The 16,755-nt window shown below is 58.4% G+C and carries 11 protein-coding genes; 4 read left to right on the top strand and 7 right to left on the bottom strand.

The annotated features are described in order from the left end of the window. The first annotated feature begins 616 nt into the window (after positions 1 to 616). Entirely contained in the window at positions 617 to 964 is a 348-nt protein-coding gene (locus TU76_RS03795) for a DUF6124 family protein (protein WP_046810687.1), read from the top strand. Between the two features lie 138 nt (positions 965 to 1,102). On the opposite strand, the gene TU76_RS03790 is transcribed toward TU76_RS03795, so the two are convergent. From TU76_RS03790 to TU76_RS03780, 3 genes are all read right to left on the bottom strand, one after another. Next, a complete protein-coding gene (locus TU76_RS03790) occupies positions 1,103 to 3,517 on the bottom strand; it encodes a glucose/quinate/shikimate family membrane-bound PQQ-dependent dehydrogenase (RefSeq protein ID WP_019823603.1) in 2,415 nt (804 codons plus the stop codon). A gap of 130 nt (positions 3,518 to 3,647) precedes the next feature. Then, on the bottom strand, positions 3,648 to 5,012 hold the full coding sequence (locus TU76_RS03785; protein WP_037031927.1) for a carbohydrate porin: 1,365 nt from the start codon (positions 5,010 to 5,012) through the stop codon (positions 3,648 to 3,650). A 629-nt stretch (positions 5,013 to 5,641) separates the two neighbouring features. Further along, positions 5,642 to 7,678 (bottom strand): TonB-dependent receptor, encoded by a 2,037-nt coding sequence (locus TU76_RS03780; RefSeq protein WP_048351105.1) that lies wholly within the window; start codon positions 7,676 to 7,678, stop codon positions 5,642 to 5,644. Positions 7,679 to 7,897: 219 nt separating this feature from the next. Between TU76_RS03780 and TU76_RS03775 the strand changes: the two genes are divergently transcribed. Continuing rightward, positions 7,898 to 8,128, top strand: a complete 231-nt coding sequence (locus tag TU76_RS03775) for a VF530 family protein (protein ID WP_019823597.1) — start codon at positions 7,898 to 7,900, stop codon at positions 8,126 to 8,128. 7 nt (positions 8,129 to 8,135) lie between these two features. Further along, entirely contained in the window at positions 8,136 to 8,771 is a 636-nt protein-coding gene (locus TU76_RS03770) for a Pr6Pr family membrane protein (protein WP_048351104.1), read from the top strand. A gap of 116 nt (positions 8,772 to 8,887) precedes the next feature. Here TU76_RS03770 and TU76_RS03765 read toward each other — a convergent pair whose 3' ends face one another. From TU76_RS03765 to TU76_RS03755, 3 genes are all read right to left on the bottom strand, one after another. Next, entirely contained in the window at positions 8,888 to 9,673 is a 786-nt protein-coding gene (locus TU76_RS03765; protein ID WP_019823594.1) for a siderophore-interacting protein, read from the bottom strand. Beyond that, complete coding sequence (locus TU76_RS03760; protein WP_019823592.1) at positions 9,670 to 10,248, bottom strand: PadR family transcriptional regulator; 579 nt, start codon at positions 10,246 to 10,248, stop codon at positions 9,670 to 9,672. Before TU76_RS03760 ends, TU76_RS03765 begins: the two co-directional genes overlap by 4 nt. Before the next feature lie 349 nt (positions 10,249 to 10,597). After that, positions 10,598 to 13,708, bottom strand: a complete 3,111-nt coding sequence (locus TU76_RS03755) for a transglycosylase domain-containing protein (protein WP_048351103.1) — start codon at positions 13,706 to 13,708, stop codon at positions 10,598 to 10,600. 373 nt (positions 13,709 to 14,081) lie between these two features. Between TU76_RS03755 and TU76_RS03750 the strand changes: the two genes are divergently transcribed. Beyond that, entirely contained in the window at positions 14,082 to 15,494 is a 1,413-nt protein-coding gene (locus tag TU76_RS03750; protein WP_048351102.1) for an amino acid permease, read from the top strand. Positions 15,495 to 15,595: 101 nt separating this feature from the next. On the opposite strand, the gene TU76_RS03745 is transcribed toward TU76_RS03750, so the two are convergent. Beyond that, positions 15,596 to 16,696, bottom strand: coding sequence for an OpgC family protein (locus TU76_RS03745; protein ID WP_173667419.1), 1,101 nt, complete (start codon positions 16,694 to 16,696; stop codon positions 15,596 to 15,598). Positions 16,697 to 16,755: the final 59 nt, after the last annotated feature.

Genomic DNA, 16,755 nt, shown 5'->3' with positions numbered 1-16,755 from the left:
TAGATACTCTGTTCCAGGTCAAGCCCCAGTGGGAGCGAGCCTGCTCGCGAATGATCTTCGCGAGCAGGCTCGCTCCCACGCTTGAAGTATCTCGTAATGTTATTCGTATATCGAACTGATACCGGGGCGGCCGATCTGTTTGTTGCGTGTGTACTGCGCAATCCCTTGTAGCCGCTGAGGAGCGAAGCGAGGCTGCGACGGGTTGCGCAGCGACCCTGTTTGAAGGTCCTTCGGTCCTTATCGCAGCCTGCGGCAGCGGCTACACGTGGTGTTCAGGCCTTGGAAATCAGTCATTTCGTACGACGTTTCGCTTTCATTCCCGTGAAGCATCCTAGAAACTCTCGATCCCTTGTGCCGCTCAAACTCGGGGAATAGTCTCGGCCAATCGCTGCAAAATCAGCGGTCGGGTTTAGTCGCCCGGTCTGTATTCCGGCGCAAGGCGCCACCTCCGCAAGGCGCTTTTTTACGGCCTGCGTTTTATGGTGGCCGTGCGCAGGGCGCCCTTGTGGCGCGCCGGGTTCCGGATGCACCGGTCGACTAACCTGCGTACGGCTACCACCCACTCGTTTAGTCGCGACAGGTGTTAGCTCCCATTGTTTGTGTCCGGAGTTACGCCATGAAAAAAATCACCCCCGATCCCCCTGCTTTCCCCCTCGATGCTGCTGACAGTCACGACCCGTTGCTGGACCGTGCCGCCGTCGAACGTGCGCTCAGTTACTACCTGCAAAACCATAAGCCTCATCGCCCCATGGGCACGGCCATGCTGGCCATCCCGAACAGTGTCAATTCAGAAGCGGCTTTGGCCCAGGCGTCAGACTTGTTGCGCTGTGCGGGTGCCTGCGCGAATGAGGCGGGGAATGGCTTGAGCGGGCCTGCGCGCGATTGGGTGTTGTCGGTCATGCACTTGGTGGAGCTGGCCAAGGGGTATGTCGACAAGTCGCTGGACACGCTGGCAACGCACTAAAGCAGCACGCGCCTGATTGGCGACAGGCGCGTCATTTGGAAAGGCATCATTCTGGGAGAGCGTTTTTAAGTGAAAAACGCTCACAAAAAAAGGCGGCTATCGAGAGATAGCCGCCTTTCTCAAAACCCGCTGAAAAACTTACTCAGCCAGTTTAAACGCCATGACATAGTCACCTTTCTTGGTGCCCAGGCCGCCATGACCGCCCGCCATGACCAGCACGTATTGGGTGCCGTCCTTGCCGGTGTAGGTCATTGGTGTGGTCTGGCCGCCAGCAGGCAGACGACCTTCCCACAGCTGTTTGCCGTTGCTTACATCGTAAGCACGCAGGTACTGGTCAAGGGTACCGCTCAGGAAAGCAACGCCACCCGCGGTGGTGAATGTGCCACCCAGGCTTGGAACGCCCATCGACAGCGGGATCGGAACCGGCGAGCTGTCACGCACGGTGCCGTTCTTGTGTTTCCAGATCAGGTTGTTGTTGGTCAGGTCGACCGCAGCAACATAACCCCACGCCGGTGCCTGGCAAGGCAGGCCGAGTGGCGACAGCAGGGGCTCCAGGATCACGCCGTAAGGCGAACCTTTGTTCGGTTGAACGCCGGAAGTTTCGCCTTTGCGCGGGCCCATTGCAGCCACGTCGGCCTGCGGTACCAGCTTGGAGGTGAACGCCATGTAGCTCGGGTTCAGGAATGCGATCTGGCGAACCGGGTCAACCGAGATGCCGCCCCAGTCGAACACGCCGAAGTTGCCTGGATAAACAATCGAACCTTGCAGCGATGGCGGGGTGTACATGCCGTCGTAACGCAGGGATTTGAACTGGATCCGGCACAGCATCTGGTCAAACGGGGTCACACCCCACATGTCACGCTCGGTCAGGACCGGCGGGATCATGTTCAGGTCCGAACGAGGCTGAGTCGGTGCAGTGTGGTCGCCTTCAACAGCGCCGCCCGGGGCAGGGATTTCGTTGATCGGCACAATGGCTTCGCCAGTGCGACGGTCAAGAACGTAGATGCTGCCTTGCTTGGTGGAAGCCAGCAGAGCCGGTTTCACGCCATCAGCGGTTTTAAGGTCCATCAGAGTCGGTTGACCACCCACGTCCATGTCCCACAGGTCATGGTGAGTGAGCGGACGATACCAGCGGACTTTACCGGTGTTGATGTCCAGGGCAGTTATGCCAGCAGCATAGCGCTCGGAATCTTCGGTGCGGTCGCCGCCGTATTGGTCTGGCGTCTGGTTGCCCATCGGCAGGTACAGCATGCCGAGGTCTTCGTCGACAGCGAACATCGACCACATGTTAGGCGAGTTGCGGGTGTAGGTTTCGCCTTCAGCAATCGGTGTGGTTTTTTCCGGGTTGCCGCTGTCCCAGTTCCAGACCAGCTTGCCGGTACGTACGTCGTACGCACGGATTACGCCAGATGGCTCGTCAGTGGAGATGTTGTCGGTCACGTGGCCGCCAATCACAACCAGATCTTTGGTCACGGCAGGTGGCGAAGTGGAGTAGTAGCCACCGGGTGCAAAATTACCGATGTTGTGACGCAGATCGACCGAACCGTTCACACCGAAGTCTTCACACACTTTACCGGTGTCGGCATTCAGTGCGATCAGGCGGGTGTCCGCAGTTGGCAGGAACAGGCGACGTGGGCACGAGTTGCTCGAAGTAGCAGCAGGCTCGGCAGGGCTTTGCTCAGTGCTGACTTTGGCGTAGGCGTTTTCGTCGTGATAAGTCACGCCGCGGCAGGTCATGTGTGCCCAGCCTTTGAAGTTTTCAGCGTTCTGAGTGCTGATCTTCGGGTCGTAGCGCCAGATTTCCTTGCCGGTGTCCGGATCAAGGGCAATCACCTGGCTGTGCGGAGTACACACATACAGCATGCCGTTGACTTTCAGCGGGGTGTTCTCGGCAGTTGTTTCACCGGGATCGCCTTCACCTGGAATGTCACCGGTGCGGAACGTCCAGGCTGGAACTAGCTTGTGGGCATTTTGCGGGGTGATTTCTTTCAGCGGCGAGTAACGGTCACCATAGGCGGTACGACCGTAAGACTGCCAGTCACCATCCGGCATGGCCGGTGCAGTGTTGGTCATGCCTGGAACGGCTTCACGGTCCAGTTGACCTTTGACTTCACCGGGACTGGTGAACTGGCTGGCCAGTGCAGCCAGGCCTGCCAATACCACTGCAACGCTCAGCGCGCCGGTAGCAACAGGTGCGGACTGGCCGCGCAGTACCGGACGACGGAACCATGGCAGCAGCAGCACGATACCGATGGCGAACCATACGGCCAGACGTGGGACCAGTTGCCACCAGTCCAGGCCGACTTCCATCAGTGCCCATACGGTGCTGGCGAACAATACCAGCGCGTACAGGGTCAGTGCCGCACGGCGCCCGGCAATCAGCAGCGCGCCCGACAAGCCAAAACCGATACCGGCCAGCAGGTAGTACCACGACCCGCCCAGCGTGACCAGTTTGATACCCCCGGCCAACATGGCCAGGCCCATTAGCAGCAGCAAGATACCGAGAAGGCTCGGTAGCAGGCGGCTTCGACTGAAAGCACCATCAGTGCTCATAGTGTGGTTCTCCGTTACGTTAGAGGTGTTCCCGCGAGGGCGTGTCTTCAAGGGACGAACCGACGCGGGAGTGAATCAGCTAAATAGGTTGTTGATCGCAACCTTCAAGGTTGCCGTTGCAGTCCGCTCGTCAGAACGAACTTTGAATTTTCAGACCGCCAATCAGCGCGTCATCCAGCTGGCTGACGCCACCCGGGTGGCGGATGTATTGCAGGTTCGGTCGAACGGTCAGCCAGTTGGTCACGTGCACGCCGTAATACAGTTCGGCGCTGTACTCAGTGTCCTGAGGTGGCAGGTAGTCAGGGTTGTCGAAGTCGTAGATGGCGCGGGCCTGATTGGTGGCCTGGGCGTTCTTGCGATAAGCCGGGTTGACGTGAACCCGTGCCATGGCAAAGCCGATGTCATCTTTGGGCCGCGCATCGAATACGCCTTTGTAGACGACGCCCGCCTGAACATAGTTGTCCACGGCGTTGGTTTTCTTGTCGTGCAGGGTGGCATTGGCGAACACACTCAAGCCTCTCGACTGATCGCTGGCGCGGGTAGTGAGCTGCTGTTGCACACCCAGCCACATCCCATGTTTGCTCGAACTGCTGCGATACGCTTCACCCGTCAAGGCGGCTGGCTGGCCGTTGGAATCTTTGTAAGCATCTGTTGCTTTGGCATTACTGTAGTAGTAACCCGCTCGATATTCCCCTGGCAGGCCATTAATTTTTGGCGTCCACACCAGTTCAATCGGCAGCACTGCGCCTTGAGTACCACTCCCGCTGAGTTTGAATCCGTTGCCGCGATCCAGGTTCGACGGGTTTTGCTCATAGGCGCCGACCTGTGCGTACAGCTCCGGCGTCAGGTGATATTTGACCCGCAGTGCCCACTGGCTGACGGGCCAGTTGTACCAAATGCTGCCAGCCCAGTTACCCACCTGCGAGCCGCAGAACGCCAGGTTCTGGAAGTCGCACGGGAAGCTGTTGAAGTCTTCGCCCTGACCAAAGCGGCCGACCTTGATGTCGAGCTTCTGATCAAAGAACTTCTGCTGGTACCACATCTGCGTCAGGCGAGTGGTTTGACCGCGACCCCAGACCTCCTGGGCCGAGGTGAAACCGCCCACGCGTGGATCGTTGATGCGATCGTTGCTGATGTTGTTACCGCTGCGATGGGTAATCGTCAGTTGAAACTCGGCGTCGTCCCAGCCCAGGATCTTCTGCAGGTCCAGGTGCGTGCCCAGGCCGAACTGGTCGCTGTAACGCGCCGTGCGGTCATGATCGTAGCCGCCATGCAGGTTCGAGCCCACTTCGCCCACGTAGTCGAGAGAGAAGGCATAGCCCTGTTTTTCCAGTTCGCTGCGGGTGCCGCCCCAATCGCCGAGCATCCACTTGGAGTCGGAGTCAAAGGCGGGTGCTGCCTGCACGCAAGTAGCCAGGCCCAGAGCGGTGATACCGCCGATCAATGCCAGGGCTTTTTGCCCGGCAACAGGAAGCAGCGCGCTGTGTTTGCGCATATTCAGGAGTGTGGACATAAGTCGAGATGCGAGTCTTTATAGGTATGGCTGTGGCTGTGGGTAGCGCTGTCTTCAGAGGCAGGGCTTGCACTTCAGATTTAAGGGAGAATGAATCGTTTCAGCCCTTTATGTGGAAATGATAAGGCCCTGATACGTTTTGAAACAGCACTTTAAGTGACATGGATCATTTCGGATTTGGTAACAGTGTGCTGCGACGGTTCGTCTCAGAGGCTTTTTGCCTCACGTTCGGTGCTGTTGGCAGGTAATCCCGACCTGGGAGGGTGTTGAATAAATAGTGCCAGATGGCGGTTTTAACCTGGCCTCACAGGTCGTGCAGTGCCTGCAAACGCCGGGAGGGGAGGGCGAGAGCTGTGGGAGCGAGCCTGCTCGCGAAGACCATTCGCGAGCAGGCTCGCTCCCACAGTGGCAGTCGCTTTGCAGTCGCGACGAGGGCCCCCCGCACTCTTCACCCAGCACCTCGCCTGCGAACAGGACACGGTGATTGAGAACGCCCCGGGTAAAAAACTGCCCCTGACTGTGCACAATCCCGGTCTTGGGCTCATGCGGCGAAGCAGTAAGCAATGTTGGCAAGGCCAGTTTTTTTGGGGCGGGTTGTAGGAGCCCCTTGCTTAGAACGTGGTGCGCAGGCCGACCTCGATACCGCGCCCGGGGGCGGGTGCGATATCACGCAAAATCGAGCTGGCATAACGCACGGTCTGGTTGGTCAAGTTGTCGCCCTTGACGAATGCCAGCCACTGACTGCTGCCTACATCGAAGTGATACCCGGCGCTGGCGCCCAAGGTGGTGTAGCCGTCCGTGCCCGATTCATTGTCCGGTACGCGGCCCTGATTGCTGGCGTGCTCAATGTCTACTCGTGCTTGCCAGCGATCCAGCTCCCATAGCAGACCACTGCTCAACCGTAACGGGGCAATGCGGGGTAACGCTTCGCCGGTGTCGAGGTTGGTGGCCCGTGTGTAGTCACCTGACAGCTCAAGGGCAAATTTGCCGTAAGCGCTTTCTCCAAGCTTCCAGTGATCCTTGGCTTCGAAGCCAGTGAATCGTGCCCGCACCCCGGAATAGGTGTACTCCGGAATCCCGTCGGCGTCGGGTTCGCCTTCGTCGTTCAGTGTACGACCTGTGCCCAACAGGCCGATGTAATTGGAGAAGTGGCTGTAGAACACGCCAACGCTGCCTTTGTGGGTGCCATTGTCAAAACGCAGCGCCAGATCACTGGACACGGCTTTTTCTTTCGACAGGTTGGCGTTGCCCACTTCATAGGTGCCGGTGGCGACGTGAGCGCCATTGGCGTAAAGCTCGTAGAACGTGGGGGCGCGTTCGGTGTAGCCCAGGGTGGCGGCCAGCGACCAGATCGGAGTAAGGGTGAACACTGCGCCTGAAGACAGGCTGCCTGCGGTAAAACTTTTGGAGCTGTCGGCCGCAGAAAAGCGCTCATTACCCTTGGCATCCGGGTCGACCACGGTACGCTCCAGGCGCCCGCCGAGGCTGAGCTTTAGTCGTTCCGTGGCTTGCAGCTCTTCCAGAATAAATAATGCGCCGCTGTTGGTGTCGGTCTGCGGCACGAAGGCTTCTTCGCCCAGGGCAGAAAACTCATTGCGATTGACCTGCACGCCGACGACGCCTTCGAGTGGGCCAACCGGCACATGGCGCGCTTCGACACGAGCCTCGTAGCCCTTGTTTTTAAAGGTGGTTCCAACTTCGCCGCCTTCGATTTCGCGGTGTTCGTAATCGGTGTAGCCGGCATCCAGTTTCAGCGAGCTGAAAGGGCCCTGCAGGTTGCGTATCTCGGAGGCGAACGCGTAGTGATCCTGTTTCATGCGGATGCGTACGTCTTGTTCGGCCGGTGAGCCGTAATTGGCGTCATACGTGCTGTAGGACAGGCCTGCGTAACCGTCGTCCCACGTGTAGGAACCGCCCACTGCACCGCCGTCCTGGCGTCCGTTGCTGTTGCCTAAACGGCCTTTCTTTTCGACGCCATCTTCGCTTTCGGGTGCATGACGGCTACGGGCATAACCCGGGATTTTCAGGTCATTGAATTCGCGAGCGTTGGCATCCAGGTGCAGGGCGAAGGTGCCATCACCGGCTTCCAGTTTGCCGGCACTGCTGCGGGTAGTGGCTGCGCCGCCGTAGCGCAGTTCGCCGGCGCCGTGAATGCCTTCGATGGCTTCGGTAGGGATGCGGTTATCGAAGGTGTTGACCACGCCGCCGATGGCATTGCCGCCGTACAACAAGGCCGCCGGGCCGCGCACGATTTCGATGCGCTCAACGTTGACCGGGTCCAGCGGCACCGCGTGATCGTAAGACAGTGACGAGGCATCCAGGGCACCGACGCCGTTGCGCAGGATGCGGATACGGTCGCCATCCAGCCCGCGAATGATCGGACGGCTGGCGCCCGGGCCGAAGTAGGAAGAAGACACGCCGGGCTGTTTATTGAGGGTTTCGCCCAAGCTACCTTGCTGTTGCAGGGTCAGGTCATCGCCTTCAAGCACCGTTGTGGGTGAGGCCAGTTGGCTGTTACCCAGCGGGTTGCCAGTAATGACTTGCGGTTGCAGTTCGAGGGCATAGGCCGGGGAGGCGAGCAGCAATGCGGTCGCGAGCGGTGTCAGGTGAAGGCGTCGCAGTTGACGCGGGATGGCAGGGGAGGGCATTGCAAGTTCCTTGGCAAGGTGACGAAAGAAAGCGGCGCTGAGCGCTCTTTGAACTGAACGTTATAGTTACAATATAACATCACTTTAACGGTGTCCAAGCGGAACTTTCATTTGGGTGCCGGGTCACGGCTAGACTTGCTCCGTACCGAATGCACTTCCCCCTGAGCAGGTGCTCGGCTAAGGTGCGCGGCTTTCTCTCAATTGCTTTAAAGGCCCGGCATGACTGAATCCAACAACAACCCTTTGCACGGCGTGACGCTGGAACAGATCCTCACTGCGCTCGTGGCGCATTACGAGTGGGAAGGGCTGGCCGAGCGTATTGATATTCGTTGCTTCAAGAGCGACCCGAGCATCAAGTCGAGCCTGACGTTCTTGCGTAAAACACCGTGGGCGCGGGAAAAGGTCGAGAAGCTGTATGTGAAATATGCTCGTACCAAGCGCGAAATTTGATCGGCGCATGAGTGACGGGTCACGCAAGCTTTGCACCGTGATGGCAATCCTGGGCTGGAGCGGTCTGGCCATTCAGCTAGAGCTGGTGCTGTTCGCCCGCTGGATGAGCGGAGCGAACGTAGTGGGCGGGCTGGTGAGCTACTTCAGCTTTTTTACCATTTTGACCAACACCCTGGCCGCCTGCGTGTTGACCTGTGCAGCAGGCACTCGCACCTCAAAGGGCAGGACGTTTTTTTTGCAGTCGTGGGTCAGTAGCGGCATCGCGGTCAGCATTATCGTGGTGGGTGCGGCCTACAGCCTGTTGCTGCGCCAGCTCTGGCAGCCCGAAGGCTTGCAATGGCTGGCCAATGAAATATTGCATGACGTGATGCCGGTACTGTTTGCGTTGTACTGGTGGTTTTGCGTGCCGAAGGGAGGGTTGCGGGTCAGTCATATCGGGCTCTGGATGCTGTATCCGGTGCTGTACTTCACCTACATCCTGTTACGCGGACACCTGCTGGGTGTGTACCCGTATCCGTTTATCGATGTCGAGAAATTGGGCTACGGGCAAGCGTTTATCAATGCAGGCGGGATTCTGGCAGGATTTGTTGCGGTCGCGCTGGCGGTGGTGGCAGTGGACCGTTACAGGGGGCAACGGGCCTGATCCCGTCCTGGAATTTGTGGGAGCGGGCTTGCTCGCGATAGCATCAAGGCGCGTCAGACAAACCCCATTGCTAGCATCGCGAGCAAGCCCGCTCCCACCGGGTTTTGCCATGAGTCTTACTCTTCAGCACTACCTTCCAGGCGCCAATACCCCACGGCCTTGACGAACTCTTCATTCAAACCGTGGGTGTCGAGGAGTACCCGGCGAACCTTGCGCGACAGTGCGCTTTCGGTCGCAACCCAGGTGTAGAGCTCACCAGCAGGAATGCTTAGACCGGCCACCGTCTTGAGCAAATCGTGCTCTGGCGCATCGCGATGCACCCACATCACTTCAATCGATGCCGCACTTTGCAAAGACTGTTGCTCAAGGGCGTTTTCCACCTCGACCACCACTAACGCGCGGCGATTGGCCGGCAGTTCTTCCAGTCGACGGGCGATGGCCGGCAGTGCGGTTTCGTCACCGATCAGCAGGTAGCTGTCGAAAATGTCCGGCACTATCATCGAGCCTCTTGGGCCGCCGATGTGCAGGTGCTGTCCTGGCTCGGCTTGAGCCGCCCAGGTGGCAGCAGGGCCGTCACCATGAAGCACAAAGTCGATGTCCAGCTCAAAAGTCTTCACGTCATAGCGACGCGGAGTGTAGTCCCGCATCGCAGGCATGGCGCTGCCTTTCAGGCCGGCACTCAACTCCATATTTTCCAGCATCGCCCGTTCTTCGGCGGTTTGCGGGAAAAAAAGCTTTACGTGATCGTCGCTGCCCAGACTGATGAACCCCGCCAATTCAGGACCGCCCAGGGTAATGCGGCGCATGCGCGGGGTCAGGTCGACGACCCGCAACACTTCAAGTTTGCGACGTTTAATTTCATGCATGACCCGGTGAATGGTCTGGGGATTCGCGGCATTCATTCAGCGTTCTCCTGCGCAGGCTGGGCAGTAACAGGGCCATCGACGATGGCTTTGGCGGTGTTGTTGAGTAAATCGCGTACCCGCAGGATTTCTTCCGGGCTCCAGCGACCATGGTGCATCTGCAAGGCATGGCGCAGGTTGTGCACGGCCTCATGAATTTCAGCGGGACGATCATGGCCGCGCAAGGAGCGCTTGCTGACATCGATGCGCATGCGCACGCCATCCAGGGCAATGGCTTGGTCGCTCAGTGACTGGCGACCAAGGTCGGTCACGCAGTAGCGTTTTTTCCCGCCCTCAGCGTCGCCCTGAATCATTTCGCTTTCTTCCAGGAACGTCAGGGTGGGGTAAATCACGCCTGGGCTTGGGCTGTACGCACCGTCGAATAAGCCTTCGATCTGGCGGATAAGGTCGTAGCCGTGGCAAGGCTGTTCAGCGATCAGTGCCAGCAGCAGTAATTTCAAATCGCCTGGGGCGAATACACGGGGGCCGCGTCCTCCGCGCTCGCGGCCGGTACGCTTCTCAAAACCGTCTTGACCCGCGCCATGTTCGCGGTGGTGGGGATGATGTTCGCTCATTTTCTCTTCGCTCTCTCGTTAAGTTAGATACAACTTAAGATATATCTTAAGAAATGTAAAAAACCACTCGACGAACGGTAATTATTCTCAACTTCAGGAGGCTGCTGCTGTAGAAGAGACATTTCAACCGTGGGAGCCTGCTTGCGATTCAGGCGCTGCGGTGGGACCGAACAATCACTGTGCTGTTATCGCGAGCAGGCTCGCTCCCACAAGGGCGCAGCAACCATCAAGCTGGGTAAGCACAACAGCCCCCAGGAGCTCACACAATCTGGACTCCTCCTCAATTCACCGTGGGAGCGAGCCTGCTCGCGAAGATCACTCGCGAGCAGGCTCGCTCCCACAGAGGATTTTAATTGTGTGCGGTTTGTATTGGCGCTGGCGCCTGGCACAACGTATGGGTACCCGGTTGCAGGTAGGGCGTGAGGATCGGTGCCATGCCTTTGAGCACTTGTACCGGCAGTGCGGAGGTGAATTTGAAGGCCTCGGCCGAGCGACCCGGAACGAACGCGGTTAGGGTGCCGAAGTGATGCTCCCCGATATAAAACACGAACGTGGCGGTGCGGTTGATCGATTTGGAACTGAGAATTCGTCCACCCGCGCCCATGCTTTCGATGCGGTTATCGCCCGTGCCGGTTTTGCCGCCCATGGCCAGTGGTGAGCCATCGTCGAGTTTGAAACTACCCGAGACCCGGCGCGCAGTCCCGGCATCCACCACTTGCGACAGGGCTTCGCGCAGGGCCGTGGCCACTTCGCTGGGCATCACCCGTACACCTTTGTCGGGGTCGTTGACCAAGCGGGTTTCGTAGGGGGTATCTGCGGCGAAATTCAGGGTATCGATGCGCAACACCGGTAAACGGACGCCATCGTTAAGGATGATGCCCATGAGCTCGGAGAGCGCTGCCGGCCGATCACCGGAGCTGCCCAGTGCGGTGGCGAGCGAAGGCACCAGATGGTCGAACGGGTAGCCGACTTTTTGCCAGCGTTGATGGATGTCCAGAAACGCTTCGATTTCCAGCATGGTGCGGATGCGGCTGTCACGGGCGCTCTTGTGTCGGCTTTTAAACAGCCAACTGTAAACTTCCTGACGCTCATGTTCGCTGGCGCCTACTGCCTGCTGGAACGTGGCCTGCGGATTATTCAGCAAATACCCCAGCAACCACAGATCCAACGGATGGACTTTAGCGATGTAGCCTTGATCGGGCAGGTTGTAGGCCCCGGGGCCGTAGCTTTCATACAGCTTGGTCAGCCGCTCATCAGTGATTTTGTCGCTGCTCAAATGCGAGCGCACAAAGCGGTTAAAGGTGGTCTGGTCTGAGTTCGGGAACAGATAACGGTGCACTGCCGACATTCGGATGGCAGTGGGATGCATGCTGTCCAGGAAGGTGTCGAGGCGGGCCTTGGAGTCTTTGCCCCGGTATTTTTTCCAGAACTTGAGCATAAAAGTCGTGCCTTCCCGATCGGCGAAGCGGCTCAGATACTCCTGGCGAAGCGGGTTGCGGTCGTCCCGGAGCAGTTCGACGTTATTGCTGGGGGACTGAAAGCTGGTGTAGCGCACCACGTCGCGCATCAGGCGAACAAAAGGCAGGTTGATCGACTCACGTATTGAATCGCGCAGCGTTGCCGTGCGGTTGTTGTCCTGGCTGCGGAAGTTGTGGAAGCGATGCATGCCACCGCCGGTGAAGAAACCTTCGCCCGGGTTGGCGGAGTATTGCCGGTTGAGCGCGGCATCGAGCATGGGCGCAAGCGTTGCACCGGGATTCTCGATCAGGTAACCCAGCGCCCAGCGGGTCAGTGGATCTTGATCGGTTAGCGGGATTTTTTTCAGCGTGGCACTGGGCTGGCTGGCATAGCGATCATGTAGCTCGGCGATGATTTGCAGGTAGGTGGTCAGGACCCGCAGTTTGGCCGTTGAACCCAGCTCCAGCTTGCTCCCTTCATTGATGTCGAAGGGCTGGTCGGTGCTGTCGGTTTGCACCCGTGCCCGGGCACCGTCCGGTGTGAGTTCGAACAAGGTAAAGCTGTAGCGCACTTGCGCGGTACTGGTGGGGGTTAGCAGGTAGGGCCCCAGCAGGCCGATTTTTCCGGCAAAGGCGGGGTCTGCCAGTTGGCGCAGATACTCACTGACCTGGCGCTGCAAGTCGCCTTGCAGCGTACTGGTGGCAGACAGGTCAAGACGGTCCAGGTCATACAGTGGGCGCTTGAGCAGCACTGAAAGGCGGCTGCGGGCCACGCTGATGCCCTTGTTGGTTTCGTTCGGTTGCATCGTCGGCGCCAGGGCCCAATCGCGGTAGGTCACTTGACTGGCCAGCGCGGCGGCAGTGAGTGCCGGATCAATCACATTGTTTTGTGCCAGCAGGCGAAGATGGCTGTCGGTCAGTTGCGCCAGCTCGTCACGGCCTCGAGCCAGATAGTGCGAAGGTCTGCGCTGGGCGATCATCAAAGACAGCACTTCGCGCAATGCCAACCCTTTCTGCGCCAGGCTTTTCGGGTCAGTGGCGGTACTGGCCAGCATCTGGTTGACCTGATTGAAGTCTGCGCCGTACCACACCCGCAAACCTTCGGCCATGCCGTGGACTTCGCCGTGCCCGGGCACGGCCGACAGTGGCACGCTGTTGAGGTAGTCGCGCACCACCTTTTGCCGGGCCGGCAGCGTCTGCGGACCGTCCTGATAGGCTCGCACGCTGGCCGAGACCATCTGACGCAGTTTCTCGCTGCCCGACAACGTCAGTCCATCGGGTGAATGGCGATATTTTTCAAGCTGGGTGGCCAGGGTGCTGCCACCTGCGGACTGCCCCGGCAGATGGAGCATTTTGGCCACTTGCGAATAAGCGGCCATGGCAAATCGCGGCCAGTCCACGGCAGGGTTCGCTTGCGGCTGCGCAGGATCAAGCAGGTCGCGGTTTTCGATAAACAGCAAACTGTGAACCACCAGCGGGGGAATGCTCGCAAAGCTTGAGTACAACTGCTGCGGGTAGTTGTACTGATACAGGGCGCTACCCGCACAATCGGTGATCGAGAGTCCTGTCTGAATTTTTTCCGAATATGGTACGAAAAATCCTTTCTCGCTGTAGCCCAGTAACTCTGGCGAAAAGCGGCTTTGTTGAGTGATTACGTAGTCACGTTTTAGCAGGCGTGGAAGGAAGTCGCCTAATGCGCTGTAGCCTAAACGCTTGTCGAAAGGCCCATCCCCAGGATATTGAATCGCGTCGGACGGCCCCGCATGCATCGAATAGCTCAATGAGGCGGCAAAGCGGCTGAATTCACGGGCTTGCAGCTTGGAACTGCGCACCTCCTGTGCAATGGCAAATCCCAGTACAACCAGTCCTGCCAACACCACTAGGCCGAACACGAGCCATCCATAGCGCTTGGGTTCAGGCGAGGGTGGCGGGGGTGCAGCATTGTCCATTGCTGCTGATGGCACCGCCGTTTTTCTGGAGCTTGAGTTCCACAGTACGCCCATAGTCGACAGTTCCAGGTACGCATATTGGTTGCGCTTGGTTGAAGCGTAGACGCTGACGGATACGGGTGAAAAATTTGTAGGGTTAATCTGATAATCCTGTCGCCTAAGAGGAGAAGACTCGTGGTGAAACAAGCGTCCCACGTGACGCAAAGCGAAGGAATAGAGCCCTTGCTAGTGCTAAATACGTTCTGTGTAGGGGAATGACTGTGCACCAACCCTGTGCAATACTCGCCGCCGATCTCAGTAGGGCATTTCCCTTCTGGTCTAACGGCCTACAAAGCCCGGGCTGATCAGGAGGTTGGACAGGTGACCCGCCCGTCTTTTCGAGCGCTCTATTGATGCATATCCAATAACAATATGAGGTTGTATTTTTATGCCAGTCGGCAACCACTCGCCCCACGGTGAAACCGTTCAAGGCGGCCCGCTCAAACGCGAACTGGGCGAGCGCCACATTCGCTTGATGGCGCTTGGCGCCTGTATCGGCGTAGGCCTGTTTCTGGGCTCGGCCAAAGCCATTGAAATGGCCGGTCCGGCCATCATGCTGTCCTACATCATCGGTGGCCTGGCCATTCTGGTGATCATGCGTGCACTCGGCGAAATGGCCGTACACAACCCTGTGGCCGGCTCGTTCAGCCGCTACGCCCAAGACTACCTGGGCCCACTGGCGGGCTTTCTGACCGGCTGGAACTACTGGTTCCTGTGGCTGGTGACCTGTGTCGCTGAAATCACTGCCGTGGCGGTGTACATGGGCGTCTGGTTCCCCGATGTACCACGCTGGATCTGGGCCCTGGCGGCGCTGATCAGCATGGGCTCGATCAACCTGATCGCGGTGAAGGCGTTCGGTGAATTCGAGTTCTGGTTTGCCCTGATCAAGATCGTCACCATCATCGCGATGGTCTTCGGTGGTATTGGCATCATCGCGTTCGGCTTTGGCAACAACGGCGTTGCGCTGGGTATTTCGAACCTCTGGACCCACGGCGGCTTTTTGCCCAATGGCATCCAGGGTGTGTTGATGTCCCTGCAAATGGTGATGTTCGCTTACCTGGGCGTCGAGATGATCGGCCTGACTGCCGGTGAAGCCAAGAACCCGCAAAAAACCATCCCGAGTGCGATTGGCTCGGTGTTCTGGCGCATCCTGCTGTTCTACGTCGGTGCATTGTTCGTGATTCTGTCGATCTACCCGTGGAACGAAATCGGTACCTCGGGCAGCCCGTTTGTGATGACCTTTGAACGTTTGGGCATCAAGACGGCGGCAGGCATCATCAACTTCGTGGTGATTACCGCAGCACTGTCGTCATGCAACGGCGGCATTTTCAGTACCGGTCGCATGCTTTATAGCCTGGCGCAAAATGGTCAGGCGCCTGCCAACTTTGCCACCACCGCGAAAAACGGTGTGCCGCGTCAGGCATTGCTGCTGTCGATTGCCGTCCTGCTGCTGGGTGTAGGCCTTAACTACATGGCTCCCGAGAAAGTGTTTGTCTGGGTGACAGCCATTGCGACCTTTGGCGCGATCTGGACCTGGTTGATGATCCTGCTGGCGCAACTGCGCTTTCGCAAGAACTTGAGCCCGCAAGAAGCCGCTGCCCTGAAGTACCGCATGTGGCTCTACCCTTACAGCTCGTACGCGGCGTTGGGGTTCTTGCTGATGGTGGTCGGCCTGATGGCCTTTTTTGAAGAAACCCGAATCGCCTTGTTTGTAGGCCCGGGATTCCTGATCCTGCTGACTGTGCTGTTCTATGTGTTCAAGTTGCAGCCAACGCAGAGCTCACCGGCCAAGCTCAACTAAACGCCTGTGGGAGCGGGCTTGCTCGCGATGAGGACGCCGAGGTCTGTCAGACTGATTTCGGGATCCCATCGCAAGCAAGCCCGCTCCCACATCAGCAGTGACTATTTGCGCGACAGGCGCTTGTTCCAGTCCAGCCAGGCCGCCAGTACGGCCATCATCCCCACGCCCATCAGGGCGCTAAACACCTGCATCACAACCCCGTCACCGCCCAGTGCATTGAGCATGTCGGCCAGCGGTGCCAGGACCACGCCCAGGCAGAACACCTCCAGCGAATAACGGCCCATGCGGCAGGTCTGACGGGTAAACCAGTTGTTTAACCAGGCGCCTTGGGGAACCATTTTGGCCGCCACATAAGCCAGGGCCAAAAAATGCAGTAAGCGCACCGGTGAAAGGTTGGTCTTGCTGATCGGATAGAGATGCTCGCCCAGCCAGAGCGGCATGAGCGCGTCGTGAAACTGCGGCCACTTCCACGACAGCGCCAGCAAACCGGTGATCAACAGGTAGGCCACCGCCCCTAAAAACACAGGCTGACGGGATAAGGGCCGTGTTTCTGGCGCTTTGTCGCGCTGCCCGTTAATTGCCGCCGCACCCCCCAAAATAAACAGGAACTGCCAGGCCATCGGGTTGAAAAACCATACCCCGCCTTCCTGGGCCGCCAGGTTCCACACAGGAGCTAGCAGGTACAGCGCCAGAGACACGGCCACTACATAAACGGCTTTGCGCAGCAGCATCGGCAGCACCAGCGGCAATCCGAGCAGCAGCACGATATAGAGAGGGAGCGGGTCCATCAGGTTGGGTTTGAAACGCAGCAACAACTCGTCGGTCAGGGCCTGTTGCGGGTTACTCAAGAAGTACTGCAAACCCATCTCCTGCACCAGATCGCGGGTTTCGACGTGGTTGTTGGCATAAAACACAATGCCCATCAGCACCGCCAGCAGGAAGATATGAACCACGTACAGCACCCAGGCACGGCGCAGGATTTTCACGCTGGCGATCAGGAATCCATCGCGTTGAGCAATTTTTCCGTAGGCCAGCACTGCGGCATAACCGGCCAGAAATACAAAAATCTCAGCCGCATCACTAAGGCCGAAATTTCGCACCGTCAATTCAGCCAGCGGGTTGTGCGGGATGTGATCCCAGAAGATAAAAATCAGCGCCAGCCCGCGAAAGAAGTCGATGCGGTGGTCGCGTCCGTTAAGTATCACGGCGAGTACTCAGAAAAAAATGAATAAAAATGGGCGCAGTTCAGATTGCACGCCAC

Source organism: Pseudomonas psychrophila (genome assembly GCF_001043005.1).
In the GTDB taxonomy this organism is placed as follows: Bacteria; Pseudomonadota; Gammaproteobacteria; order Pseudomonadales; family Pseudomonadaceae; genus Aquipseudomonas; species Aquipseudomonas psychrophila.
Note: the sequence above shows the minus strand (reverse complement) of the source record. Positions and strands in the feature narration are given on the sequence as shown.